20 protein-coding genes are annotated in these 22,385 nt (G+C 73.6%); 8 read left to right on the top strand and 12 right to left on the bottom strand.

The features are described from left to right. Positions 1 to 7: 7 nt before the first annotated feature. The 4 genes from RNC47_RS32925 to RNC47_RS32910 form a co-directional block, all read right to left on the bottom strand. Entirely contained in the window at positions 8 to 4,687 is a 4,680-nt protein-coding gene (locus RNC47_RS32925; RefSeq protein ID WP_311604174.1) for an FtsK/SpoIIIE domain-containing protein, read from the bottom strand. Between the two features lie 58 nt (positions 4,688 to 4,745). After that, on the bottom strand, positions 4,746 to 6,038 hold the full coding sequence (locus RNC47_RS32920; RefSeq protein WP_311604173.1) for a hypothetical protein: 1,293 nt from the start codon (positions 6,036 to 6,038) through the stop codon (positions 4,746 to 4,748). Beyond that, positions 6,035 to 6,685 carry a sigma-70 family RNA polymerase sigma factor gene (locus tag RNC47_RS32915; RefSeq protein WP_311604172.1) on the bottom strand — a complete coding sequence of 217 codons (651 nt, stop codon included), beginning with the start codon at positions 6,683 to 6,685 and terminating at the stop codon, positions 6,035 to 6,037. The genes RNC47_RS32920 and RNC47_RS32915 overlap by 4 nt, the downstream gene beginning before the upstream one ends. Positions 6,686 to 6,822: 137 nt before the next feature. Continuing rightward, positions 6,823 to 7,698, bottom strand: coding sequence for an RICIN domain-containing protein (locus tag RNC47_RS32910; RefSeq protein WP_311604171.1), 876 nt, complete (start codon positions 7,696 to 7,698; stop codon positions 6,823 to 6,825). A gap of 312 nt (positions 7,699 to 8,010) precedes the next feature. On the opposite strand from RNC47_RS32910, the gene RNC47_RS32905 reads away from it, so the two are divergent. Together RNC47_RS32905 and RNC47_RS32900 are read left to right on the top strand one after the other, a co-directional pair. Beyond that, on the top strand, positions 8,011 to 8,736 hold the full coding sequence (locus RNC47_RS32905) for a hypothetical protein (RefSeq protein WP_311604170.1): 726 nt from the start codon (positions 8,011 to 8,013) through the stop codon (positions 8,734 to 8,736). Between the two features lie 86 nt (positions 8,737 to 8,822). Then, positions 8,823 to 9,413, top strand: a complete 591-nt coding sequence (locus tag RNC47_RS32900) for a sigma-70 family RNA polymerase sigma factor (protein ID WP_311604169.1) — start codon at positions 8,823 to 8,825, stop codon at positions 9,411 to 9,413. A gap of 59 nt (positions 9,414 to 9,472) precedes the next feature. On the opposite strand, the gene RNC47_RS32895 is transcribed toward RNC47_RS32900, so the two are convergent. The 5 genes from RNC47_RS32895 to RNC47_RS32875 all read right to left on the bottom strand — a co-directional run bounded on the left by RNC47_RS32895 (position 9,473) and on the right by RNC47_RS32875 (position 14,006). Continuing rightward, positions 9,473 to 10,930, bottom strand: a complete 1,458-nt coding sequence (locus tag RNC47_RS32895) for a PepSY-associated TM helix domain-containing protein (RefSeq protein ID WP_311604168.1) — start codon at positions 10,928 to 10,930, stop codon at positions 9,473 to 9,475. Between the two features lie 101 nt (positions 10,931 to 11,031). Further along, the gene (locus tag RNC47_RS32890; protein ID WP_311604167.1) at positions 11,032 to 11,847 is read right to left on the bottom strand and encodes an SAM-dependent methyltransferase; all 816 of its coding nucleotides are present in this window, start codon (positions 11,845 to 11,847) and stop codon (positions 11,032 to 11,034) included. A 70-nt stretch (positions 11,848 to 11,917) separates the two neighbouring features. After that, positions 11,918 to 12,367: a hypothetical protein gene (locus tag RNC47_RS32885; protein WP_311604165.1), complete on the bottom strand. Its 450-nt coding sequence runs from the start codon at positions 12,365 to 12,367 to the stop codon at positions 11,918 to 11,920. Positions 12,368 to 12,501: 134 nt separating this feature from the next. Next, complete coding sequence (locus RNC47_RS32880) at positions 12,502 to 12,693, bottom strand: hypothetical protein (RefSeq protein WP_311604164.1); 192 nt, start codon at positions 12,691 to 12,693, stop codon at positions 12,502 to 12,504. 98 nt (positions 12,694 to 12,791) lie between these two features. After that, positions 12,792 to 14,006 (bottom strand): helix-turn-helix domain-containing protein, encoded by a 1,215-nt coding sequence (locus RNC47_RS32875; RefSeq protein ID WP_311604163.1) that lies wholly within the window; start codon positions 14,004 to 14,006, stop codon positions 12,792 to 12,794. Positions 14,007 to 14,089: 83 nt separating this feature from the next. Here RNC47_RS32875 and RNC47_RS32870 point away from each other — a divergent pair, with 83 nt between their 5' ends. Beyond that, positions 14,090 to 14,782 (top strand): YdcF family protein, encoded by a 693-nt coding sequence (locus RNC47_RS32870; protein ID WP_311604161.1) that lies wholly within the window; start codon positions 14,090 to 14,092, stop codon positions 14,780 to 14,782. A gap of 28 nt (positions 14,783 to 14,810) precedes the next feature. Continuing rightward, a complete protein-coding gene (locus RNC47_RS32865) occupies positions 14,811 to 15,395 on the top strand; it encodes an HD domain-containing protein (protein WP_311604160.1) in 585 nt (194 codons plus the stop codon). 155 nt (positions 15,396 to 15,550) lie between these two features. Here the strand turns inward: RNC47_RS32865 and RNC47_RS32860 are convergent, their stop codons facing one another. From RNC47_RS32860 to RNC47_RS32850, 3 genes are all read right to left on the bottom strand, one after another. Further along, positions 15,551 to 16,093: a DapH/DapD/GlmU-related protein gene (locus tag RNC47_RS32860; protein WP_311604158.1), complete on the bottom strand. Its 543-nt coding sequence runs from the start codon at positions 16,091 to 16,093 to the stop codon at positions 15,551 to 15,553. Then, positions 16,090 to 17,022, bottom strand: coding sequence for a LysR family transcriptional regulator (locus RNC47_RS32855; RefSeq protein WP_311604157.1), 933 nt, complete (start codon positions 17,020 to 17,022; stop codon positions 16,090 to 16,092). The genes RNC47_RS32860 and RNC47_RS32855 overlap by 4 nt, the downstream gene beginning before the upstream one ends. A 100-nt stretch (positions 17,023 to 17,122) precedes the next feature. Further along, positions 17,123 to 17,734 carry a hypothetical protein gene (locus RNC47_RS32850; RefSeq protein WP_311604156.1) on the bottom strand — a complete coding sequence of 204 codons (612 nt, stop codon included), beginning with the start codon at positions 17,732 to 17,734 and terminating at the stop codon, positions 17,123 to 17,125. A 179-nt stretch (positions 17,735 to 17,913) separates the two neighbouring features. Between RNC47_RS32850 and RNC47_RS32845 the strand changes: the two genes are divergently transcribed. Genes RNC47_RS32845 through RNC47_RS32830 form a run of 4 tightly spaced genes read left to right on the top strand, consistent with a single transcriptional unit; the run spans position 17,914 to position 22,370 of the window. Next, complete coding sequence (locus RNC47_RS32845) at positions 17,914 to 18,999, top strand: hypothetical protein (RefSeq protein WP_311604154.1); 1,086 nt, start codon at positions 17,914 to 17,916, stop codon at positions 18,997 to 18,999. Between the two features lie 2 nt (positions 19,000 to 19,001). Further along, positions 19,002 to 20,207: a toxic anion resistance protein gene (locus RNC47_RS32840; RefSeq protein WP_311604153.1), complete on the top strand. Its 1,206-nt coding sequence runs from the start codon at positions 19,002 to 19,004 to the stop codon at positions 20,205 to 20,207. Continuing rightward, the gene (locus tag RNC47_RS32835; RefSeq protein ID WP_311604151.1) at positions 20,204 to 21,775 is read left to right on the top strand and encodes a substrate-binding and vWA domain-containing protein; all 1,572 of its coding nucleotides are present in this window, start codon (positions 20,204 to 20,206) and stop codon (positions 21,773 to 21,775) included. Before RNC47_RS32840 ends, RNC47_RS32835 begins: the two co-directional genes overlap by 4 nt. Continuing rightward, the gene (locus tag RNC47_RS32830) at positions 21,762 to 22,370 is read left to right on the top strand and encodes a hypothetical protein (protein WP_311604149.1); all 609 of its coding nucleotides are present in this window, start codon (positions 21,762 to 21,764) and stop codon (positions 22,368 to 22,370) included. Before RNC47_RS32835 ends, RNC47_RS32830 begins: the two co-directional genes overlap by 14 nt. Positions 22,371 to 22,385: the final 15 nt, after the last annotated feature.

The raw sequence follows: 22,385 nt of genomic DNA, 5'->3' as shown, positions 1-22,385 counted from the left end.
GGTGGGGCTACTCCTGGAGGACGGTGAGGGGGATCTGGATGGCGACCGGGCGGCCCTGGCGGTCGGCGAGCCAGGCGCGGCCCGGGGTGGACGGGGGGCGGAGCTGTTCGGGGGCCAGGCGGACGCCGATCAGTTCGCCCTCGCCCAGGTTCTTCGGCGCGAGGAGCATGCCGCGCCGGGCGCGGCGGGCGATGCCGATCCAGCCCATCGCGGTCATGCCGTCCGCCGGTCCGGCGAGCAGCAGGCCGAGGCCGCGGTCCCGGCCCGCCGAGGCGACGCGGCGCAGCGCCTGGTCGGCGCGGCCCGTCATCAGCATGTCGGCGTCGTCGACGACCACCACGGCCGGCCGGCCCTCCAACGAGGAGAGGGCCGCCTCCAGGTCGTCGCCGGTCGGGTCGGTCGCGGTCAGCACCCGGGCCAGGCCGTGCGCCGCGAGGCGGCGCAGCGGCGAGTCGCGGGGGGTGAGAACCACGAGGGCGGTGCCGCCCATCAGCAGCGAGACGGACATCGCGGCGAGCGTGTTGGAGCGGCCGCTGCCGGGCGGTCCGGCGACCATGAACGAGCCGACGTCGGCGGTGAAGTCGTAGCCGATCGGCGCCGCCTCGTCGCCGCCGAGGCCGACCAGCGCCCACATCGGGCGACGGTTCTCCTCGGGGATGAGGTCGGCGGCCTCCTGGAAGCCGACCACGGCGGGCAGTTCGGTGATCGGGAACGGCCGCAGCTCGTCGGCGATGCCGGAGTCACGGGCGGTGGCGCGGCGGCCGATGGCGCGCAGCGCGTCGGCCTGGTCGCCCGACCCCTTGGGCCCGGGCCCCTTGGCCAGCTTGGACGACTCGGCGGACGCGGACGCCGGGAGCAGCAGGATCTGTGCCTCGGTGGCGCCCGGGGTGAACCAGCCACGGCCGGGGGCGATGCGCTCGGGCACCGAACGCCGGTTGATGCCGGCCGCGGCGAAGTCCATCCGGTCGGTCTGGCGCAGCAGCAGCCGGCGGTCGTTGTGCTGGGCGGGGCGTCCGCCGAGCAGGATCCGTTCGGAGGTGGCGATCACGTGGATGCCGGCCGCGGCGCCCTCGCGCAGCAGCCGCAGCAGCTCCTCCAGCAGCCGGCCGCCGTCGTACTTGTCCAGCATGGCGTTGAGGGCGTCCCAGCCGTCGATCAACACCAGCAGGTGCGCGGGGCGTTCGGCCTTCGCCACCTTGGCGCGCAGCTCGGTGATGGAGGCCACGTCGTGGCGAGCGATCTGGCTCTGCCGCTCGGTGAGTTCGGCGAGCAGCCGGCGGACCAGGCGGTCCAGCCGCTCCGGGTCGTGGCGGGAGACGACGGCGCCGCAGTGCGGCAGGGCCTCCAGCGCGGCGAGGCCGCCGCCGCCGGCGTCGATGCCGTAGATGTGCAGTTGGTCGGTGGTCAGGTGCATCGCGGCCGAGCCGGCGATGGTGCGCAGCGTCTGGGTGCGTCCCGAGCGGGGCGCGCCGATGACATAGAGGTGGCCGAAGGTGGCGAAGTCCAGGTGGCCGAGGCGCTGTTCCTGGCGTCCCGGCAGGTCGAAGTAGGCGTAGGGGAAGGGCGGCAGGCGCAGCGCGCCCGGCGTGGGGTCGGTGTCCGGCTCCGCCATCGTGATGCGCTCGTCGAGCGGCGGGAGCCAGGGGCGGGGCTGCGGCGCGAAGTCCGGCAGCGCCTCGGCGGCCGCCCGCACCGCGGCCACCAGCTCGCTGAGGTCGGTGGGCGGGTCCTGGGCCTCGCCCGACTCGCCGTCCACGGGCGCGTCGACGAGGGCGTCGGCGTCGGGCTGCACGGCCACCGGCCTGCCCAGCTGCTGCCAGGTCAACTCGGCGCCGCGCACGGCACGGTGGCCGCCGCCCGGGCGGGCGCCGGGGGAGCCGTCGGTGACCGGCCGCTCGGCGCCGACCCAGGCGGTCTGGAACGGCAGCGGCGGTCCGTCGCCGCGCCGGATCAGCGCCCGGCCCGGGGTGGCGGGCGAGATGCCGGCGGCGGCCGGCGAGTTGAGGATGTCGGTGGACTCGGTGCGGTCGGTGACGCGCAGCGCGATCCGCAGGTTGGTGTTGGCGCGGATCTCGTTGCTGACGGCGCCGGCCGGGCGCTGGGTGGCGAGCACCAGGTGCAGACCGAGGGACCGGCCCCGCTGCGCCAGGCTGATCAGGCCGGGCACGAACTCCGTCAGCTCGCGCACCAGGGTGGCGAACTCGTCGATGACGAGGAGGAGTCGGGGCAGCGGCGGCAGCTCGGGCTCGCGGGCGCGCTTGGCCCGGTACTCGCGGTGGTCCTTGACCCCGACGTCGGCCAGCAGCTGTTCGCGGCGCTTCAGTTCGGCGTCGAGCGAGGCCAGGGCGCGCTGCACCAGGTGACCGTCGAGGTCGGTGATCATGCCCAGGGTGTGCGGCAGTTCCGCGCACTCCCGGAACGCGCTGCCGCCCTTGTAGTCGATGAGCACGAACGTCAGCTCGTCGGGCCGGTTGGCGACGGCCAGCGAGGCGATCATGGTCTGCAGCAGCTCGGACTTGCCGGAGCCGGTGGTGCCGCCGATCAGGCCGTGCGGGCCGTCGGTCGCCAGGTCCAGGTGGGCGGTGCCCTCGAACCCCGAGCCGATGACGAAGGTGGTGCTGGCCGGGTTGCGCTCCCAGCCGCGCACCAGCGTGGCCGGGTCCGGCGGTTCCTGGCCGAGCAGCGGCAACAACCGCACCTCGGTGGGGAGTCCGGCGTCGGCGTCCACGCTGACGTCACGTAGCGGCGCGAGGGCTCGGGCGGCCTCCTCACACCACTCGGGGTCGACCTGGTCGGCGCGCACGCCGCTGACGGTGGCGTGTCCCGAGGAGCGGACGGTGAGCCGGTTGCCGGTGGCAGTGACGACGGCGGAGCACTGCTCGGGCAGCAGCCGTTCGCGTTCGTCGAGGCAGAGGCTGAAGATGCCGACGGCCGGGCCCTCGGTGAGGATCTGGGTGACGCCCGGCACCTCGCGCAGCCGGTAGGCGCCGTCCATCACGACCAGCACGTCGGGGTCGGCGACGGCGACGGCCTGGCGGCCGGCGCCGCCGGTGACGGTCGTCCTGGCCTGGATGTCGGCGAACAGCTCGCTGACCCGGCGGGCGGTGGACTCGGGGTCGTTGCCGAGCGCGATCAGCGGGGCGCCGAAGCCGGCCCGGTTGGGCCGCAGATGGGGCAGCCAGCGGACCCACGCCCAGTCGTCGGCGTGCTGCTCGTCGGTGAGGACGACGATCCGCAGGTCGCGCGGGGAGTGCAGGACGGCGGCCTGGGCGACGGCCCAGCGGGCGACGGCGCGTGCCGTGCGGCTGGTGCCGGTGAGGCCGAGCACGCCGAGCTGGCGCATCTCGGCGCCGATCGGCACGTCGGCGAGGCGCCAGTGCACCTGGCGGTGGTTGGTCTCGCGGGCCTGGTCGCTGATCTTCTTGAGGGAGGCCCGGGCGACGGTGCCGAGCCTGAGGGTGAGGTAGTCGCCGTGGTGCCGGCGGCGTTCCCACAGCTGACGTCCCGGGCCGGTCGCGGTGAGCTGGATCGCCGCCGGGTCGGGGGACGCCTCGTTGCGCAGCCCGCGCTCCTCGACGGTGGCCCGGCGCATCTCCAGTTCGAGGGCGGCGCGGCGCAGGTGGAAGCGGCGCATCTGCTCCTCGTGCCGCTTGCGGTTGGAGCGGCGCCCGGTCAGCCAGTTGCCCACCGCCATCAACGGGGTGAACAGGATGAGGATCATGAAGTAGAAGGACCGGAAGATCGCCATCATGGCGAGGCCCATGACCAGCGGCGACAGCATGAGCATGAACGGGAAGGTGCGCGGCCCGGGGGGCGACGGCGGTCCCGGCAGGCTCAGGTTCTCGGCGTCCAGCGGCGGGACGATCCGGGGCGGCCGGTTGTAGTCCATGGTCAGGCCGTCGGCGGCCGGCTTGACGGCGGCGTCCGGCTCGAACGGCGGCGCGAGGCGCAGCAGATGGTCGCCGAGCGACAGGTCGGCGTAGAACGGCCAGGGCCGCGAGCCGTCGGTGGGCGCCGGCAACTGCCCGGGCGGCAGCGGCTCGGGGTCCGCGGGCAGGCCGTCCGGGCCGGCCGGCGGCGGCTCCTCGCTGTGCCCGCCGGGGCCACCGTCCTCCGCGCCGGCCGGCTCCTCGTCGGTGAGCGGGGTGCCGGTCTCGGGGTCGACGGGCGGCGGCGGGGTGAGGCTGCGCAGCCCGCAGGTGTCGGGGTCGGCGTCCTCGGGCAGCCGGTAACTCGCCGTGCCGTCGGCATGCACCGTGATCCAGGTGCCGGTGGGCGGCAGCCCGTCGTCCTCGTCGGGGTCGTCGGCCGAGGTGTCGGCGAGGCGGACGGCGCAACTGCGGTCGGTGCCGATCTCGTAGGCGCCGGGGCCCAGCCGCCAGACCCGGCCCGCGCCCGGGCCCGACACGTGGCGCAGTTCGAGCAGCGCCGGGTCGGTGGCGGGCGGGGTCCAGGCGCGGGCGGCGCTGGGCTGGGGCGGCGCGGGCGCGCCGCGGCCGAGCAGCACGCCGTCGCGGACGCCGCCGACGCCCAGCGGCGCGTCGGAGTCGAGCAGGCGCTCGCCGAGGAAGAGCCTCGGGGTGTCGAGTGCCGCGGCCAGCTCGGCGACGGTGGCGTCGCCTGGCAGGTCGAGCAGGTGGTCCGTGAGCCGACCCTGCTGGTCGGCGGTGGTCACGGTGAGCTTCACGGGCGGTCCAACCGGCTTCGGTGGGGGAGTGTTCGGGTGGGTGGCGCGTTGCGCGCCGTCAGTGCGGCAGCGTGCGGGTGGCGTCCCGGCCGGCCCCCGCGGACCCCGTGGAGACGGGCGCGCCGCCGCGCGGCGCGGTCTCCGACCTCGACCCGGGCTCCGCGAGGCGGTGCTCGCCGGTGTCGTCGGCCTCGTCCTCGAGTTCGCCGAGCGGCGGCCGGGGCGCGGTGCGGACGGCGGTGGACCCCGCCCAGCCGTCGGCGTCGCCGCCGGTGCCGCTCGTGGCCTCCTCGTCCGCCTCGTCCTCGTCCAGTTCGGCGAAGGTACGGGTGGTCTCGGCGGCGTCGCCGGCGGGCGGCGCGGGCGGCAGCACGGGCGGGATGGCGGAGAGCACCTTGGCGATGGCCCGGCTGAGGGCGTTGCCCGTGGTGAGCAGCGGGGTGCCGGCGACGGCGATCTGGCCGTGCCGGTCGGTCAGCAGGGTGCGCAGGTGGCCGCGCCCCTCGCCCAGCAGGAGCAGCCGCAGGGCGGGGAACTCCTCGGGCGGCTCGGAGAGTTCGGCCGGCACCGGGTCGGGCAGTTCCGCGGTGACCAGGACCGGCGAGAGGCCGAGCTCGGGCCGCTGCTCGCGCGCGGCCCGGTGCGCGGCGCGCACCGGCATCCCGGCGAAGCCGCGGTGCACGCCCTCGGCGACCACCACGAGCCCCTCGGGCAGCCGGACGTCGAGCTGGGCGGCGACCGCCTGGTGCAGGGCGACGGCGGAGCGCCGGTCGCCCTCGACGGTGATCATGGGCGGCCCCACGGCCAGGTCGAGGAAGGCGCTGCGGCCGCCGACCTCGCCGACCGCGACCAGCACCGGGTGCACCTGGTCGGGGTCGGGCACGACGGGCGGCAGGTCGGCCCGGGCGACACTCCAGTGGTCGTCCGCGTCGTCACCGGCGAGCCACCAGCGCTGGTCGTCCGGCAGCGAAACGTTTCCGCGCTCTCCGGCGACGAGGACCGTGACGGTGTCGCCGTCCACCAGCGCCCCGTACGCCCGGCCGCCGGCCGCGCGCGCGGCGGCCACGGCCCGCTCCGCGTCCCGCCAGGTCGCGGGGGCCCGCAGGCCGCGCACCAGGACCCGCAGCGAACGCCGGTGCCGCAGCCAGGCGCGGAAGGGCGCGGCGAACGCGTGCCCGGTGACCGCGAACTCGCGGCGCAGCCGCCGCCAGGCCTTGGCCCAGCCGCCCTGCCGCATCGCCAGGTACCGAATGATCAGGAAGATCACCAGCAGCACGGCGATGACGCCGAGCACCCGGAAGATGGTGTCCCGGTGGCGGTCGATGAACTCGAAGGGATCGGTGGTCCTCATGCCGCCGCCTCCGCCGCGTGCGCGGCCTCGAACTCCGAGCGCAGGGCCGCCAGGGCGTAGTGCACGCGGGACTTCACGGTGCCCTTGGGTATGCCCAGCAGGCGGGCGGCGTCGGCCCGCGACCGGTCGCACAGGTGCACATGGGCCAGCACGTCGCGGTGGAGCGGGCTGAGCCGGGACAGCGCCCGTACCACGGCGACCCGGTTGACCACGGCGTCGGCCACGTCGCCGCCGTCGTCGGCGGCCCGGTGCAGCAGGGCGGCCGGCACGATGCCGATCGGCACGCTGCGGTCGCGGCGGCGGGCGTCGACCGCGAGGTTGCGGGCGACGGTGTGCAGCCAGGCGGCGAGGTGGTCGTCGTCGGCGTGGAACCCGCCCTCCTCGCCGGCGAACTCGTCGGCGGCCAACCAGGCGCGGAGCATGGTCTCCTGCACGATGTCCTCGGCCCGGTGCGGATCACCGGGGGTGAGGCGGTTGGCGTAGCGCAGCAGGCGGCCGCGGTACCGCTCGGCGGCCGGCTGCTGCCTGCTTCCGGCGCAGTGCGCGGTCCTGGCGACGGGTGCCGGGACGGCCGCGGGTACGGGGACCGGGGTGGCGGGGACCGGGGCGGCGGGGACCGAAGCTGGCCGGGCGGCCGGCCGGGCCATGGGGTGAGGCGAATGAGCGTCAGGCATCGCTCTTCTCCAACAGCGCTCGGACGGGGCGGCTTTAGAGGCTACGCCACTGTGAATGACCGGGACGTTACCGGAAGGTGGCGGCGGAGTCTCGGCAACTCGCTTGTGGCTCAACGGGATTCGAGCCTCCAGGTCTGCGCGGGGGTGCGGTTGCACTCCCACTGGCGGACGTTGGCACCCCAGTCGACGCTGGAGTCCATGACGTCCATGCAGTGGCCGCTGCGCACCGAGACCACGATGTAACCGTTGAGGTTGGGCTCCAGGCGGAACTGCTGGGCCGGGGCGCCGTTGCAGCCCCACATGCGAATGTTCGCACCCGCGTCGAGCGAACCGTTCTCGACGTCCACGCAGTTGCCGCCGAGCCCGATGAGCCGGTAGGTGTTCTGGCTCCCGGTCGCCTGGAGGGCGAAGTTCTGGGCGGCGGTCTCGTTGCACTCCCACTGGCGGACGTTGGTCCCCGCGTCGGTGCCGCTGCTGTCCACGTCGAGGCAGCGGTCGTCGGTGGTGCCCGGCATCAGCCGGTAGACGCCCTCGGGCAGCACGTTCTCCTGCCTGACCGTCTCGGCCTCCTCGGTCTCCGGCTCCGGCTCCTCCTCGCGCTCCGGTTCCGGCTCCTCCTCCGGCTCCGGCTCCTCCTCCTGCTGCGGCGGGGGCGGTGGCTGCTGTTCCTGGGTCTGCTCCGGCTGCTCCTCGCGCTCGGGCTCCGGCTCCTCCTCGGGCTCCGGCTCCGGCTCCTCGGTGGTCGGCTCGGGCTCGGGCTCCGGAGCCGGCTGCTGCGGGCGCTCGGCCGCCACGGTCTCGGTCGGTCCTTCGTCACCGGACAGGATGGTCCCCATCGACCATCCGGTGACCGACACCACGGTGGCCACCGCCACCGCCCAGCCGAGGGAGGTGAACACCCGCCGTCCCGGCAGGAGTCCACGACGGGCCACGGCCGGCCGGTCTGCGAAGGCGTCGACGAAACGCTGGGGCTGTTGCTTCGGCATCGGTACGGTGCCTCACGGGGTGGGGTGGACGGGCAGGGTGAACAGTGGCTTTCTGACGGGGCGTTGGAAACAGGTCTACTCCAACGGCGGCCAGCGGTACACCCCGAGACTAGGGTTCTTTACGTTGTCGAACGTTGCGTTTGCGTTGCGGGTGGTCCTCGGATCGGTCAACCCGGGGTGAAAGGGGCCCACTCGAGGAGTCGCCGGGAGTGGCCGCGGAGTTCCCTGTCGGCCGCCGTTTTGCTCGGCTGAGGATAAATTAACGTCCGCGCCACTGCGCGCTTTGGCCCCCGCTGCCACGATGTGGCTGTCATGAGAGCGGGCCTGGCATTGCGAGCAGCGCGGGCGGCCGTGTTCGCCGCGCTCTGTGTGCTGCTCGCCGCCTGGGGCCACGTGGCGATGTCCGGGGTCCCGGTCGCCCGCTGGGCGGTACTCCTCGCGCTGACCGTGGTCGGCTCCGGCGCCTGGCTGTTCGCCGGCCGCGAGCGCGGGCCGCTCACCGTGATGGGCGCGAGCCTGGCCACCCAGGCGCTGCTGCACCGCCTGTTCTCCTTCTTCCCGGCCACGCCGGACCCCGCCGCGCCGCTCGGCCCGGCGCACGCCACGCACGCCGCGCACGCCCGACACCCGGCGTCGTTGGCCGAGTTGGACGGCGGCGCGGGCGGCATGACCGCCGTGCACGTGGGTCTCGCGCTGCTGAGCGCGGTGTGGCTGTGGCGCGGCGAACGGGCCGCTTTCCGGCTGCTGCGCTCGGCCGCGTGGCGCGTGCTGCGGCCGGTGCTGTGCCCGCCGCGCGCGGCGGCGCCGCCCGCGGCCCGCCCGGCCCCGCGCCCGGCCGGGGCCCGGTGGACGCCGCGCCGGCCGCCGTTGGGGTACGCGCTCTCGTCCCGTGGCCCGCCGCCGGCCGCCCTGACCGGGCGGTCGGCGTGTCTCTGCGGCCCTTGTCGGCAGACACGAGGGCCCGAGGCCGCGACCCGACCGGTCAGGTCCCCGCACCGTGCCACGGCCGGCGTCGCCCCGTCTGATCTGCCTCGCTGATCACACCAACTCCCCTTCGGCGTCCCGGCCTTCCCCTGCCATGCCCTGACGACTCGGCATGGCCTCCGCGAAAGGCGACAGGGACGTTGACCACGACCACACTCACCCCGCCACGCCCGCAGGGGCCCGGACCAGACGACGAGGACCGCTCCGTCACCGACTGGGCGCTGGCCGCCAGGTCCGGCGACCGGCACGCGGTCGAGCACTTCCTCCGCGCGGTGCGCGCGGACGTCCAGCGCTACGTCACCCGGCTGAGCGGCGACGCGCAGGCCGCCGAGGACCTGACCCAGGAGACGCTGTTGCGCGCGCTGCGCGCCCTGCCGGCCTTCGAGGGCCGCTCCTCGGCCCGCACCTGGCTGCTCTCCATCGCCCGCCGCACGGTGGTCGACCGGATCCGCTACGAGCGCTCCCGGCCCCGACTCGCCGACACGGCCGACTGGTTGACGGCGGTCGAGGGCGCCCAGTGCCGGGCGCAGCCCGGCTTCGAGGAGGGCGTGGCCCTCGCCGAACTGCTCGCCGAGCTCCCCTCCGACCGGTCCACCGCGTTCACCCTCACCCAGATCCTCGGCCTCCCCTACGCGGAGGCGGCCCGCGCCACCGGCTGCCCCGTCGGCACGGTCCGCTCCCGCGTGGCACGGGCCAGACAGACCCTGATATCCCAACTCGCCGAGGAGTAACGGGACTTCGTGTGACGGCGGCCGGACCGTTCCGGATACCGGCCGCCGTCCGGGGACCGCTACCGGTCCCGCCCCTCCCCGATCCTGGGCGGCGCCCCCTCGACCCGGCCCAGCACGGCGTCGACCAGCAGGAAGCCCACCAGGGTCACGCCGAACACCGGCAGGAACCAGCCGACCAGCGCCACCCCGACAGCCAACGGCACGAGCAGCGCGGGCGGTACGCGCCGCCAGGCGCCGCGTGGCAGCGGCCGGCCGAAGGCGCCGGCACGGCCGCGCTGCCACCACATCCGGTAGCCGAGCACGATCAGCACGATCAGGGACAACGCCAACGCGGCCAGGGCCAGCTGGTTGACCAGGCCGAAGAGCACCCCGGTGTGCAGGTCGATCCCCCACCGGCTGAGCTTGGCGAGCAGCGGGAAGTCGTCGAACCGCACCACGTCCAGGACCTCGCCCCCGTTGGGGTTGATGGCCACGGCGTCCTGCTTCTCCGGCCAGCTCCGCTGGATCTGGCGCACCACGTAGGCGGACTCCTCGTCGGCCGGCGGCACCAGCTCCACCGGGTTGGAGAGCCCCTGGGCGCGGGCGATCGCCAACACCTCGTCGACCCAGAGCCCGGAGGCCGGCCGGTCGCCCTCGCCGGCCTCGCCCGACACGTCCGGGTGCCCCTCGTGCCCGGCGCCCGCGTCCCCGGCGGCCTCGCCGACCGTCGGGCTGACGTCGGGCGTCTGCTGGCCGAGCGACGCGCGCAGCTCGGTGACGTTCTCGCCGGCGAAGGTGGACCACGTCAGGCCGGTCGCGGAGAGGAAGAACAGGCCGGCCGCCACGGTGACGCCCAGCGTGCCGTGCCGGCCGAGCGTGCGGCGCCGCCCGGCGGCCGGGCGCTTCTCGCCCCTGGCGCGGCGGGCGCGCCACCTGGACAGCCACAGCAGCAGCCCGCCGCCCGTCACCACCCACAGCCAGCTGGCGGCCAACTCGCTGTAGAGCCGGCCCGGCGCGCCGAGGTGCAGGTCGCGGTGGAGCTCGTCGATCCAGGTCCGGACCGGCAACGCGCCGGTGGAACCGTACTGTTCGAGCGCGCCGCGCACCTCCGCGGTGTACGGGTCGACGAACACGGCGAGGGTCTTGTCGTCGTCGATCCCCGGCGTCCCGGCCAGCAGCACCCGGGTGGTGGCGCCGGCCTCGGGCGACGGCCGGACCGCGGAGATCGTGCCGTCCGGGTACGCCTCCCGCGCCGCCGCGACCTGCGCGGACAGCGGCAGTTCGACCCCGTCGCCGACCGGCACCGTCAGCTCGTCGGCGTAGACGACCCGCTCCAACTGGAAGGAGAGCGCGTACAGCAGCCCGCTCGCCGCCGCGACCAGCAGGAACGGGGCGACCAGCACGCCCGCGTAGAAGTGCAGCCGCAACACGAGCGGCCGCAGCGCCGCCCAACCGGCCGAGCGGCTGGGCGGCTTGCTCGTCACCTCGGAGGACGGTTCTGTGGTCTCGGTCGACTCGCTTGACTCGGTGACGGACATGAGCACTCCCGGGTCGGAACCGGGCCACGTCCGTGGCCCTCACTCACGACAGTCGGAAGCGGAACGGCGCGGGTTCCCGCGGTTCCCGCGGTTCCCGCCGATCACGGCTTGCGGGCGACGCCCCCGTACTGGTGGACCTCGTCGGGCAACCCCCAGGCGAGGGCGTCGGGCCGCCAGCGGGAGCAGGAGACGACGCCGGGGTCCAGCAGCTCGAGCCCGTCGAAGAAGCGGGCGATCTCCGCCGGGCTGCGGAGGATGTAGGGGACGGAACCGCCCTCGTTGTACCGGCCGATGGCCGCGAGGTACTCCTCGCTGGTGCCGGTGGAGTCGTAGTGCACCAGGTAACTGCCGGACGGCAACGCCGCGACCAGCTCCTTCACGATGGCGCGCGCCTGGTCGTAGTCCTCGACATGGCCGAGGATGCCCATCAGCATCAGCGCGACCGGCTGGTCGAAGTCCAGGATGGCCTTGGCCTGTTCCACGATGGAGTCCGGCTCGAAGAGGTCGGCGTGGAGGTAGTCGGCACTGCCCTCCGGCGAACTGACCAGCAGGGCGCGCGCGTGGGCGAGCACCAGCGGGTCGTTGTCGACGTAGACGACCTTCGACTCGGGGGCCACCCGCTGGGCGATCTCGTGCGTGTTGTCGACGTTGGGCAGCCCGGTGCCGATGTCGAGGAACTGCCGCACACCCTCCTCGCCGGCCAGGTGCCGCACGGCACGCGCGAGGAAGTACCGGGCGGCCCGCGCGCCGTCGACGATCCCCGGGAACACGTCCCGAAACGCGTCGCCGGCGACCCGGTCCACCTCGTAGTTGTCCTTGCCGCCCAGCCAGTAGTTCCAGATCCTGGCCGAATGCGGCACCGTGATGTCGATCGCGGCCCGCGCGGCGGCGTCGGGGTACGACGGCTCGTCGGTCATGCTTCTCCTCGTCCTCGGTGGTGGCCCACACGCTAGGCCGCCCGCGCCTTCCGAGGCCACCCGCAGGGCGCTACTCCCGTACGGGGCAACGTAGTTCGGGGTAGCGGTGGTGGGGCGAGCAGGTGATGAGGTCGAGGGTGGTGTAGCCGGTTGCTTGGATATACCAAGCGGCGTGTGTGTCACCTCCCCGGTGGAGGGTGGCGGCGACGTACGCCAGCTTCGCGGCCAGCCCCGTCGGTTCACGCTCCAGTGGGTTGGCGAAGCCGGGCGCGGCGCGCGTCATCTCTTCCTCGAACCACCGGACGGCGTCGTCGACGTCGTGGAACGTGGCGGTGATGGCGCTGGCCGGCCGTAGCAGCCAGTTGGCGATGAGGATCGGCGTGCAGCCGTTGGTGGCGAACGCGGGCGACTCCGGCCGGCGCGGCCCCTCCTGGTCGTAGGTGCGGCGGTCGCCGTCTCCGCAACCGCTGGACTGCCCACCTTCGGTGGGCTCGTCGTCGTCTCCCGGATCAACGCGCACGTCGGTTACCGTTCCTTTCATGCCGAAGGCGCGAGGGCTCTCCTCGTGCCGGTGGTGCAGCCGTTCCGGGCGGGGACGGCCAAATCCAAACGCCCGGAACGGACAACTCTCGAGGGCTTGCCGCGAACGCCGGCTCATCTCGGCTCGGCTGAACGCCGGTTCGCCTCGGCCACCAGCGGGCTCAGCGACTCGCTCAACCTGACCGGCTCGACATCCTCGGGCGACACGGCCCACTCACACCCGCCGCCCAACGGCCGCAGCCAGACCCGGCCGCACTCGTGCGCCATCACCCGACCGACCTCGGCACGGGACGTGTCACGCGCCATCGCCCCAACGGCCGGAAGCTCGCTCTCCGTATGCATGTGATTACGGTGACGCGAGGAGGGAGAAAAGCCCAGGGACGGAACGTCCCAGTTACGAGGCGTTACGCGTCAAGGCCGAGGAAATCCGCGATCCGCCGGAGGCCGGGTGGGTGAGAGGGGCCCGCTCGCAGGTCGAGCACGATGCTCACGGCAAGCGTGTGGTGCCGCATCCACTCCGGGGCGAATCGGCGCAGGGACTCCAACGCCCTGACCGCGCCGGCCGCGTCGCCGAGGTCCGCGTGTGCGCGGGCCACGTCGAGCAGCAGCCAGGTTCGCCATGAGGGCGGTGTCGACCCGCTGACCCGCATCCCCCGGGCGAGCGTCAGGGCCTCTTCCGGCCGGCCGTGCTGCACGGCGAGTCGAACCCGCTCGATCCGTACGGAGGATCGGCTGAACACCGACACCAGCCGGCCGTCCGTCGGCGCCGGGAGCCGGCTGAGCCGCCCCGCCGCGCGTTCGGCCGTGGTCATCATGTCGGTGGCCTGGTCGTAGTCGCCGGCACGGGCCGCGCTGGTGGCGGCCGACATCAGGAGACCGCCCCACACGCGCCACTCGGTCGCACTCTCCGGGCCGCCTCGTTCCACGGAATCCGCCGCGCGAAGGGCGAGTTCCGAGGCGTCCGCCAGCCGGTTCTGACGCTGGTAGGCCCAGGCAACGGAGTTGCAGATCATCGGCGGAAGCAGCGGGTCCGATGAGGCCTCGGCCGCGGTCATCGCCCGTTCGAGACCGGCGAGTGCGAGGTCCGTCTTCCCCAGCCTGATGGCCAGGTGGCCGGCGAGTTGGAGCGTCTTCCCCAACAGCGCCTGACCCTCCGCGCGCTGATCCACGTCCCCGGCCGCGGACACCAGCCGGGTACGCGCGATCAGGTCGGGCAGCAGTTCCATCACGCGGTCGAAGCCCGCGCCGTGGTACAGCGTCCACCCCTCGGCGAGCTCGGCGCGCAACGCGCCCGACGACAGCCCGGCCACGGACTCCGGGACCGGCGGCACCGAGAACATGGGCGGCGTCATCGCCCGCCGCAGGGCGACCAGTTGGGGAGACTCCACCTCTCCCGTGGACGGGACTCCCGGTGGGTCGCCGAGCAGCGCGGTGACCTCGACGCCGAGCCCCCTCGCCAGGGCGTGGAGCGTCGGCAGTCGCGCCGAGTGCTTGCGCCGCTGTTCCAACTTCCGTACGACGTCGACCGACACGCCCGACCTCGCGGCCAGCCCTTCCTGGGTCTGCCCACCCAGTCGCCGTAGCCGCACCACCCGGTCGCCCAAGTGCTCCGCCACCATGCTCATCACGGTACCCATGTCGCGCCGCTATGGGACGGTGGTGCGGAAGAAGCACGCACCGACGGGGTGAGAGGAACAGCGTGGTGCCGGAGCGGGATCAGGTCGTGGTCACGGACGCCCAGTGGAGCGACGCCAGGCTGGTCTGGGACTACCACCTGATGGGGCACGAACCACGGCCCTGCTCCGTCGGCATCGGCCTCGGCAGCCATGATCTGGGCGTGGCCACGCGGGCCGCCGAGCTGTACGCGGCCGGGTACTTCCCCACCCTGGTGTTCAGCGGAGGCAACAGCCCCACCACCCTGGCCCGGTTCCCGCGCGGCGAGGCAGTCCACTACCGCGAGCACGCGCTGGCCCTGGGTGTGCCTGACGAGGCCATCCTGGTGGAGCCGCTGGCGGCCAACACCGGCCAGAACATCGAGTTCACCCGTCGGCTGCTCCGACGAGCCGGCATCACGGTCGACTCAGTCCTGCTGGTCTGCAAGCCCTACATGGAGCGGCGGGCCTTCGCCACCTGCCGTCAGCTCTGGCCGGAGGTCGAGGTCGTGTGCGCCTCGGAGCCGCTGTCCCTCGATGACTACGTCAAGTCCATCGGGGACGAGAAGCTGGTGGTCGACATGATCGTCGGCGACCTGCAACGCGTGATCGACTATCCGGCGCGCGGGTTCGCGATCCCGCAGCCCGTCCCCACGGGCGTGCACGACGCCTACGAGCGGCTGCTGCGGGCCGGCTTCGACTCCCGGCTGGTCAAGAACGGGAAACCTCGGGATACGGCGTAGTCCCCCACGATGCACGAGAGGCTGAATCATGGCTGAGCGCGACGCCCGCGTCGTGGACTTCCTGTACGAGCTCGGACTGCTCAAGCGTCACAAACGCACCGGATGGGTGATCGCCGGTATCGCGGAGCCGGAGAGCATCGCCGACCATTCACATCGCACGGCCGTCATCGCCTCGGCCATCGCCGCCATGGAGGGCGCCGATCCGCAACGCGCCGCGTTCCTCGCCCTCTTCCACGACAGCCAGGAGACACGCACGACCGACATCCCGCACCTCGGCAAGCGGTACCTCAAGGCGACGGCGAACACCGAGGTCACCCGCGAGCAGGTGGTGGGACTGCCGGACGCTCTGGCCGGAGTCATCACTGACGCCGTGGACGAGTACGAGGCGCGGGAGTCGCCGGAGGCAGTCTGTGCCAGGGACGCCGACAAGCTGGAGTGTCTGCTGCAGGCCATCGAGTACCGCGAGCAGGGCAGCCGGCAAACGCAGCCATGGGTCGACACCTCGCTCGCCTCTCTCACCACGGACACCGCCAAGCAGCTGGCGAGGGAGGCTCTGGAGCGCGGACCACTGGAGTGGGTGCACCGGACACGGGAGCAGAAGCCGGAACTCTGACCACGCCTCGCCCAGGCCGTGGAGCGGCCCGGGGGTAGCCGGCATGCTAGAGGCCGTCGGCGACTGCAACACGCACACCACCCACGACCGCCTGCTGCGGGCCGGCTTCGACTCCCGGTTGGTCAGGAGCGCGCGGTAACGACGGGGCGCGGTCGTCACCACTGGCGTCGGACGGTGGCCTTGGTGCCCGTCACCAGGGTCGCCGGTGGGACGTCGTCGGCCACCACCGCGCCGGCGGCGACCACGGCGTCGTGGCCGATGCTGACGCCCGGCAGGATCGTCGCTCCGGCGCCGATCCACACGTTGTCCGCCACGTCGATGGGCCCGCCGCTCAGCCAGCCGCGTCGTTCCTGGGGGTCGACCGGGTGGCCGACGGTGATGAACGTGGCCTTGGGGCCGACCATCACGCGCTCGCCGAGCCGGATGCCGGCGTAGTCCAGGAACGTGCAGTTCTGGTTGATGAACACCCGCTCGGCGAGGTCGAGGTTGAGGCCGTGGTCCGTGTAGAAGGGCGGGTAGATCGTGACCCTCGCCGGCAGCGGCCTGCCGAGTATCCGTTCGAACAGCGCCGCCTTGCCGGCCTCGTCCTCGAAGGGCAGGACGTTCAGCCGGGAGGTGAGCTCGGTGACCCGCAGCACGCGCTCGGCCATGGCCTGGAACTCCGCGCTGTGGATGCGCAGGAGGCGGTCGTTGGTCATGGTCTCGCCGCCCAGGACGGGAGCCAGACCGGCTCGGGGAGCCGCGGCAGGTTCCGGAGGTGGGTGATGAGTCCCCGGAGTCCCGGATGGGGACTGGCACGTGGGAGGAGGAGCGCGAGGGGGTAGGCCAGGGTCGGGTTGACGACGGGGATGCGGCGCAGGTCGTGGCTGGTCGGCCAGAGGTAGCGGTCGCGTGCCCCGACGAGCGTGGCCACGTCCGTGGATTCCGCGAGGACGTCGAGGAGTACCTCGTCTCCGAAGTGCGGGCCCGCCGCGTCGACGCGCAGGTCGAAGGCGGTGGCGAGCTGGTCGTAGAACTCCGACCACTCGCTCCCGGGCGCGATGCCCGGCACCCAGATCCGGTGCCCGCGCAGCCGCGCCGGCGTCAGGCTGCGCGCGGCGGCGAGCGGGTGTCTCGGGCCGACGAGGAGCTCCAGCGGCGAGTCGAACGCGTGGATGATCCGCACGTCGGGCGGCAGCGCGGCCGGTTCTGTGACGGTGCGGAAGGAGGCGTCGACGTCGCCCGCCGCGACGGCGGCGGCCGCCACGCGCGGGTCGTCGACCCGGAGGGTCACCACGTCGAGGTCGGTCCCGGGCCGCGACCGCCAGTAGTCGTGCAGCATGACGGCCTGGGCGCTGCGCAGGCCGAGCACGTCGATCCGGAGGGCCCGCGCGCCGGGCCGGACGGCGGTGACGGCGCGCTCGACGCCCGCGACGATGCTCCGCGCGTGCGGGAGGAACGCCTGGCCGTCGAGCGTCAACTCCACCCCGCGCGCGGTACGGACGAACAGCCGGACGCCCAACTCGCGCTCCAGGGCGGCGATCCGCTTGGAGACCGCCTGCTGGGTCACGCCCGACTCCTCGGCCGCGTGCCGCAACTGTCCGAGCTCGGCCGCCCGAACGAACGACCGCAGTGCCTCGCTGTCCACCGGTCGATCGTAGGCGGGCACAACCGATCGTTGTGGCTCGTGGTGGATCGGTTGTCGGGCTCGGGCCGGGCGGCCCGAGCCCGGGTCGCCCGGACAGGGCCTACAGGCCGTCGGCGACCATCGCCGCGACGATGCGGACGTGGCGGTCGGCGTTGGTGGTCGACCACTCGTTGTCGTAGTTGAGGCCGTAGGGCCAGAAGTGGCCGCCGCCGGTGGAGATGCGGGCGCTGGAGCCGTCGTACTGGCGGACCAGCGCGGTGGCCTGGGCGCCGGTCCAGGTGCCGCTGCCGCCGAGGCGGCTCCAGCCGGAGCTGGTGCCGACGCCGATGGTGTGGGCGATCTCGTGGAGGGCGGTGCGCTCGCTCATGTAGGAGCGGTTGGCGCCGAAGCGGATCGTGCCGTTGATGTTGCCGTCGGCGGTCGGGACGCTCGGGTCGTAGCGGACGGTGATGTCCTTGCCGAGGCCGCCGCTGAGCGCGTTGTAGCGGGCCACGGCCGCGTTCATGGCGCTGGTGATGCGGTTGTAGGCGTCCTGTTGGTCGGCGGTGGGGTTGGCGGCGCGTTCCAGTCGCCAGGTGATGGTGGCGGCGGCCGACTGCTCGCTCGCGACCGGGGGCGGGGCGGGTGCGGCGATGGCGGGGGCCGGCGCGGCCAACGCCAGGGCGGCCAGCGAGGCTACGGCCGCGAGGCGGCGGAGCAGGGATGAGGTCACCAGAGTTGCCCTCTCGCTCGGAATCGCTCACGATTCAAAGTGGTTCGAAGTGGCAGGTGCACGTCATTCAAGAAAAGCGCGCACCGGCGAACAGTCAACCCCCGCGTCGACATCGCCCCGACATCTACCGGACACCCAACCGCCGTGTGTGCGTGGCGTGTTGTGAGGACGCTACGACCGTGCGACGAATATGGGGGATCGTCCTCGCCGCGCTGCTGCTCGGGGGCGTCGGCGTCGCCCTCGTACAGGGACGCGACGACGGGGGAACGGCCACGACGACGGTGCGTGGCGTGATCGGGTCGGAGAAGGCCGAGTTCTTCGCCGACCCCGAGGTGATCGACGTCCTGGCCGAGCGCGGGTACGAGGTCGAGACCGACTCGGTCGGCTCCTGGGCCATGGACGACGTCGACCTCGAGGGCTACGACTTCGCCTTCCCGTCCAGCCAGGGCCCCGCCCAGGAGCTGGCCGCCCGGGCCGGCTCGCCGGGCGCTCCGCTGCGGCCGTTCTACTCGCCGCTGGTGGTGCTGGCGCGCGGCGCGGCGGCCGAGGTGCTGGCCGCCGAGGGCCTGGCCACCCTGGAGGACGAGCACCGCGGCCTGCTGTCGATGAGCGGCCTGCTGGAGGCCATCGGGAACGGCCTGGCCTGGGGGGACCTGCCGGGCGCGGAACCCGCGGCCGGTCTTGCCGGCGCGCTGTACGTCTCCAGCACCGACCCGCTGACCTCCAACTCCGGCGCCCTCTACCTGGCCGCCGCCTCCTACGTCGCCAACGACGGCACCGTGGTGGCCGACCCGGAGGGCGTCGAGCGCGTGACGCCCCTGCTGCGCGCCCTGGTCCAGGTGCAGGGCACCCAACAACCCAGCTCCGACGGCCCGTTCCGGGACTTCGTCAGCGGCATCGGCAACCCGCTGGTGCTCGCCTACGAGTCGCAGATCGCCTCGCTGCTGCTGGCCGACCAGGACCCGGGCGACGTGGTGGTGCTCTACCCGGACACCACCGTCTCCAGCGACCACACCCTGGTGCCCGTCACGGACGCCGGCCGGGAGCTCGGCCGACTGCTCACCGAGGACCCGGAGTTGCGGCGGCTCGCGGTGCGGCACGGCTTCCGACCGCAGGGCGCCACCGCGGAGTTCACCGAGGCGGCCGGCGCACACGCCGCCCACCTCAACGCCGGCCTCGCCGGGGTCAGGCAGGCCCCGCCGCCGACCTCCGACGTGCTGCGGGAGCTGGCGGAGCGCGCCACCGGGCGCACCGAAGGGAGCTGACCATGGAGCTGAACCCCCCGGGGCAGGACACCCCGCTGATCCTCACCCCGCCGGAACCGGTGCCCGAGGTGAGGGCGGAGCAGGCGTCGGGACTCGTCCCGATCGACGCCGCCGCCCGCGAGGAGCTGACCCGCCGAGCCGCCGCCTACATCGACTCGCTCACCGAACTCGACAGCCGCTCACCGGAGTTCGCCACCCGGGTGGGCGAGGTGACGGCCCTCGGCGGCGAGGAGATGCGGGCCGCCGCGGCACAGTCCAACCGGATGCTGGACCGCAGCGTCCGCTCGCTCTCCAGGGGCACCGGCGGGGAGGCGGGCGACGCCCAGTCCCGGGTCGCCGGCTCGCTGGTCGAACTCCGCCGCACCGTCGAGGACCTGGAACCGCGTGACGCCACCACCGGCGGGGTACGCCGGCTGCTGTCCAGGCTGCCCGGCGGCAACCGCTTCCGCGACCACCTGGCCCGTTACGCCTCCGCGCAGGGCACGCTCCAGAAGATCGTGCACGCGCTCCGCTCCGGCCAGGACGAGCTGCGCCGGGACAGCGCGGCCCTGCACACCGAGCGGTCCAGGCTCTGGGACACCATGGGCAAGCTCCAGGAGTACGCGGTGCTCACCGAGGCGCTGGACACCGAACTCCAGCGCCGCGTCGACGCCTTGGAGGCGACCGACCCGGAGCGGGCGGCCGCGGTGCGGGCCGACGTGCTCTTCCCGGTCCGGCAGAAACACCAGGACCTGCTGACCCAACTCGCCGTCTGCGCCCAGGGATACCTGGCCATGGACGTGGTCAGGCGCAACAACGACGAGCTGGTCAAGGGCGTGGAGCGGGCCGCCACCACCACCGTGTCGGCGCTGCGGATCGGCGTGATGCTCTCCGCCGCGCTGGAGAACCAGCGCCGGGTCACCGAGCAGGTCAACGCGTTGCGCTCGACGACCGAGGACCTGGTGCGGGCCAACGCGGACATGCTGGCCACCCAGAGCGGCGAGATCCAGCGCATCGCCGCCGACCCGGCGGTCGGCGTCGAGACGCTGCGCGCCGCGTTCCAGCAGATCTACCGCACGCTGGACGCGATCGACACCTACAAGGCGCAGGCCACCGAGTCGATGGCGGCCACGGTGCGGGCCCTCTCGGGCGAGTTGTCCGACGCCTCCGCGCAGCTCGAACGCTCACGGGAGCGGGACGCGGCGCACGGCGAAGGGAGACGCGGATGAGGACCCGACTCGCCGCGCTGCTGGCGGCCGTCGCGCTCACCGCCACCGCCTGCTCGGGCGGCTCGGACGGCCCCGACGGCGGGGAGGGCTCCGTCGTGCGGATCCTCGCGAGCAGCGAACTCGCCGACACCGAGGACGTGTTGGCGCGGGCCCAGGAGGAGACCGGGGTCGGGGTCGAGATCACCTGGACGGGGACGCTGGACGCCACCCGGCTCGTCGCCTCGGGCGAGGCCGAGGAGTACGACGCGCTCTGGCTGGCCACCAACGACTACCTGCGGCTGCGTCCCGAGGCGGCCGACCGGATCCTGACCGAGACCTCCGTGATGACCTCCCCGGTGGCGCTCGGCATCAGGACCGAGGTGATCGACCGGCTCGGCTGGAACCCGGAGGAGGTCACCTGGGCACAGGTGCACGCGGCGGCGGCCGCCGGCGAGCTGACGTTCGGCATGACCGACCCGACCCGCTCCAACTCCGGCTACAGCGCGCTGATCTCGGTCACCTCGGCGCTGTCCGGCGCCGAGGCCGCGCTCACCGAGGAGGACGTCACCGGCAGCGCCGAGCGGCTGCGGGAGTTCTTCACCGGCCAGCGCCTCACCTCGGGGTCCTCCGGCTGGCTGGCGACCGCCTTCGCCGGCCGGACGGACGTCGACGCGCTGATCAACTACGAGTCCGTGCTGCTGTCGTTGGTACGGGACGGCACCGCCGAGCTGACGGTCGTCCGCCCGCTCGACGGCGTGGTGACGGCGCGCTACCCGCTGACGACGCTCACCTCGGCCTCGCCCGAGGCCCGCGACGGGCTGCGGGCGCTCACCGAGCACCTGCGCGGCCCCGAGGCGCAGCGGACGCTGACCGAGGAGACGCTGCGCCGCCCGGTCGCCGGCGGCGTCGCGCCGGCCGAGGCCATCCCGGACGGCCAGCGGCGCGAACTCCCCTACCCGGGCACGCTCGCGGTCGCGGACGGGCTGCTCGACGCGTTCGACAACGAGCTGCGCCGACCGTCGCGCACCGTGTACGTGCTGGACACCTCCGGCTCGATGGAGGGCGAGCGGATCGAGTCGCTACGGGCCGCGCTGGGCCGGCTCACCGGCACCGGCGGCGCGGGCGCGGGCGAGCGATTCAGGGAACGGGAACGGGTGACGCTGATGCCGTTCGCCGGGCAGGTGGTCTCCGTCGACACGTACACCGTCGAACCGGCCGACCCCGAACCGGGGTTGGGCCGGATCAGGGAGGGCGTCGAGGGGCTGCGGGCGGAGGGCGACACGGCGATCTACCTGAGCCTGATCGAGGCCTACCGGCTGCTGGCCGAGGAGGACACCGAGGACGCGTTCACGTCCATCGTGCTGATGACGGACGGCGAGAACGGCGACTCGGTCGGCCCGGACGGCTTCGCCGACTTCCACGAGACGCTGCCGCCCGCGCTGCGGACGGTGCCGGTGTTCACGGTGCTGTTCGGGGACTCGGACCGCGGGGAGCTGGAGGGCATCGCGGAGCGGACCGGCGGCCGGCTCTTCGACGCCGTGGAGGGCTCGCTCGACCAGGCGTTCCAGGAGATCCGTGGCTACCAGTAGAGCGCTGAGGTATGTGGAGTCCCGGAAGAACCTGACCGGCTGCGTGTGCGGCCTGGCCGGCGTGGCGCTCACGCTGGCCGGCCAGGCCGGCGCGCTCTGGCCGGTCGTGGTGGGCGGACTCTACGGGGCGGGCGCGCTGCTCGCCCCACCGGACCGCGCGGCGCCGCCGCCGATCTCCGAGACATCCGAACTCGCCTCGATCCGCGCCGACTTCACGGCGCTGCGGAGCTATCTGGCCGCCTTCGACGCGCCGCCGACGGCGGCCGGCACGCTCGCCGAACTCGACGAACTGCTGACCGCGCTGCTCGCCCCCGGCTGGGTCGCCGACGAACTCACCACCAACCCGGACGACGTCTACAAGCTCTCCCGCGCCGTCCGACACGACGTGCCGGACGCCGTGGACGCCTACCTCCGCACCCGCTGGTGGTCCCGCCTCACCCCCGGCAACGAACCACCCGAACGCCACCTCGAACGACAACTCACACTGATCCTCCGAGAGTTGAACGCGGTGGCCGTCAGCCTGCGGCACTCCCAGGAACGCCTCCAACAGACCCTCACCACGGAGCTGGAGAGCCGCGACCCGACCGATCTCTGACGCCCGAGTTTTCGG

The organism is Streptomyces millisiae (assembly GCF_031845425.1).
Taxonomy (GTDB): Bacteria; Actinomycetota; Actinomycetes; order Streptomycetales; family Streptomycetaceae; genus Streptomyces; species Streptomyces millisiae.
Note: the sequence above shows the minus strand (reverse complement) of the source record. Positions and strands in the feature narration are given on the sequence as shown.

What these genes read in the sequence shown, in the direction of transcription:
- RNC47_RS32920 (WP_311604173.1), bottom strand. Translation starts at nt 6,038, where the DNA reads ATGAGGACCACCGATCCCTTCGAGTTCATCGACCGCCACCGGGACACC.
- RNC47_RS32915 (WP_311604172.1), bottom strand. Translation starts at nt 6,685, where the DNA reads ATGGCCCGGCCGGCCGCCCGGCCAGCTTCGGTCCCCGCCGCCCCGGTC.
- RNC47_RS32910 (WP_311604171.1), bottom strand. Translation starts at nt 7,698, where the DNA reads ATGCCGAAGCAACAGCCCCAGCGTTTCGTCGACGCCTTCGCAGACCGG.
- RNC47_RS32905 (WP_311604170.1), top strand. Translation starts at nt 8,011, where the DNA reads ATGAGAGCGGGCCTGGCATTGCGAGCAGCGCGGGCGGCCGTGTTCGCC.
- RNC47_RS32895 (WP_311604168.1), bottom strand. Translation starts at nt 10,930, where the DNA reads ATGTCCGTCACCGAGTCAAGCGAGTCGACCGAGACCACAGAACCGTCC.
- RNC47_RS32890 (WP_311604167.1), bottom strand. Translation starts at nt 11,847, where the DNA reads ATGACCGACGAGCCGTCGTACCCCGACGCCGCCGCGCGGGCCGCGATC.
- RNC47_RS32880 (WP_311604164.1), bottom strand. Translation starts at nt 12,693, where the DNA reads ATGGCGCGTGACACGTCCCGTGCCGAGGTCGGTCGGGTGATGGCGCAC.
- RNC47_RS32875 (WP_311604163.1), bottom strand. Translation starts at nt 14,006, where the DNA reads ATGGTGGCGGAGCACTTGGGCGACCGGGTGGTGCGGCTACGGCGACTG.
- RNC47_RS32865 (WP_311604160.1), top strand. Translation starts at nt 14,811, where the DNA reads ATGGCTGAGCGCGACGCCCGCGTCGTGGACTTCCTGTACGAGCTCGGA.
- RNC47_RS32860 (WP_311604158.1), bottom strand. Translation starts at nt 16,093, where the DNA reads ATGACCAACGACCGCCTCCTGCGCATCCACAGCGCGGAGTTCCAGGCC.
- RNC47_RS32840 (WP_311604153.1), top strand. Translation starts at nt 19,002, where the DNA reads ATGGAGCTGAACCCCCCGGGGCAGGACACCCCGCTGATCCTCACCCCG.
- RNC47_RS32835 (WP_311604151.1), top strand. Translation starts at nt 20,204, where the DNA reads ATGAGGACCCGACTCGCCGCGCTGCTGGCGGCCGTCGCGCTCACCGCC.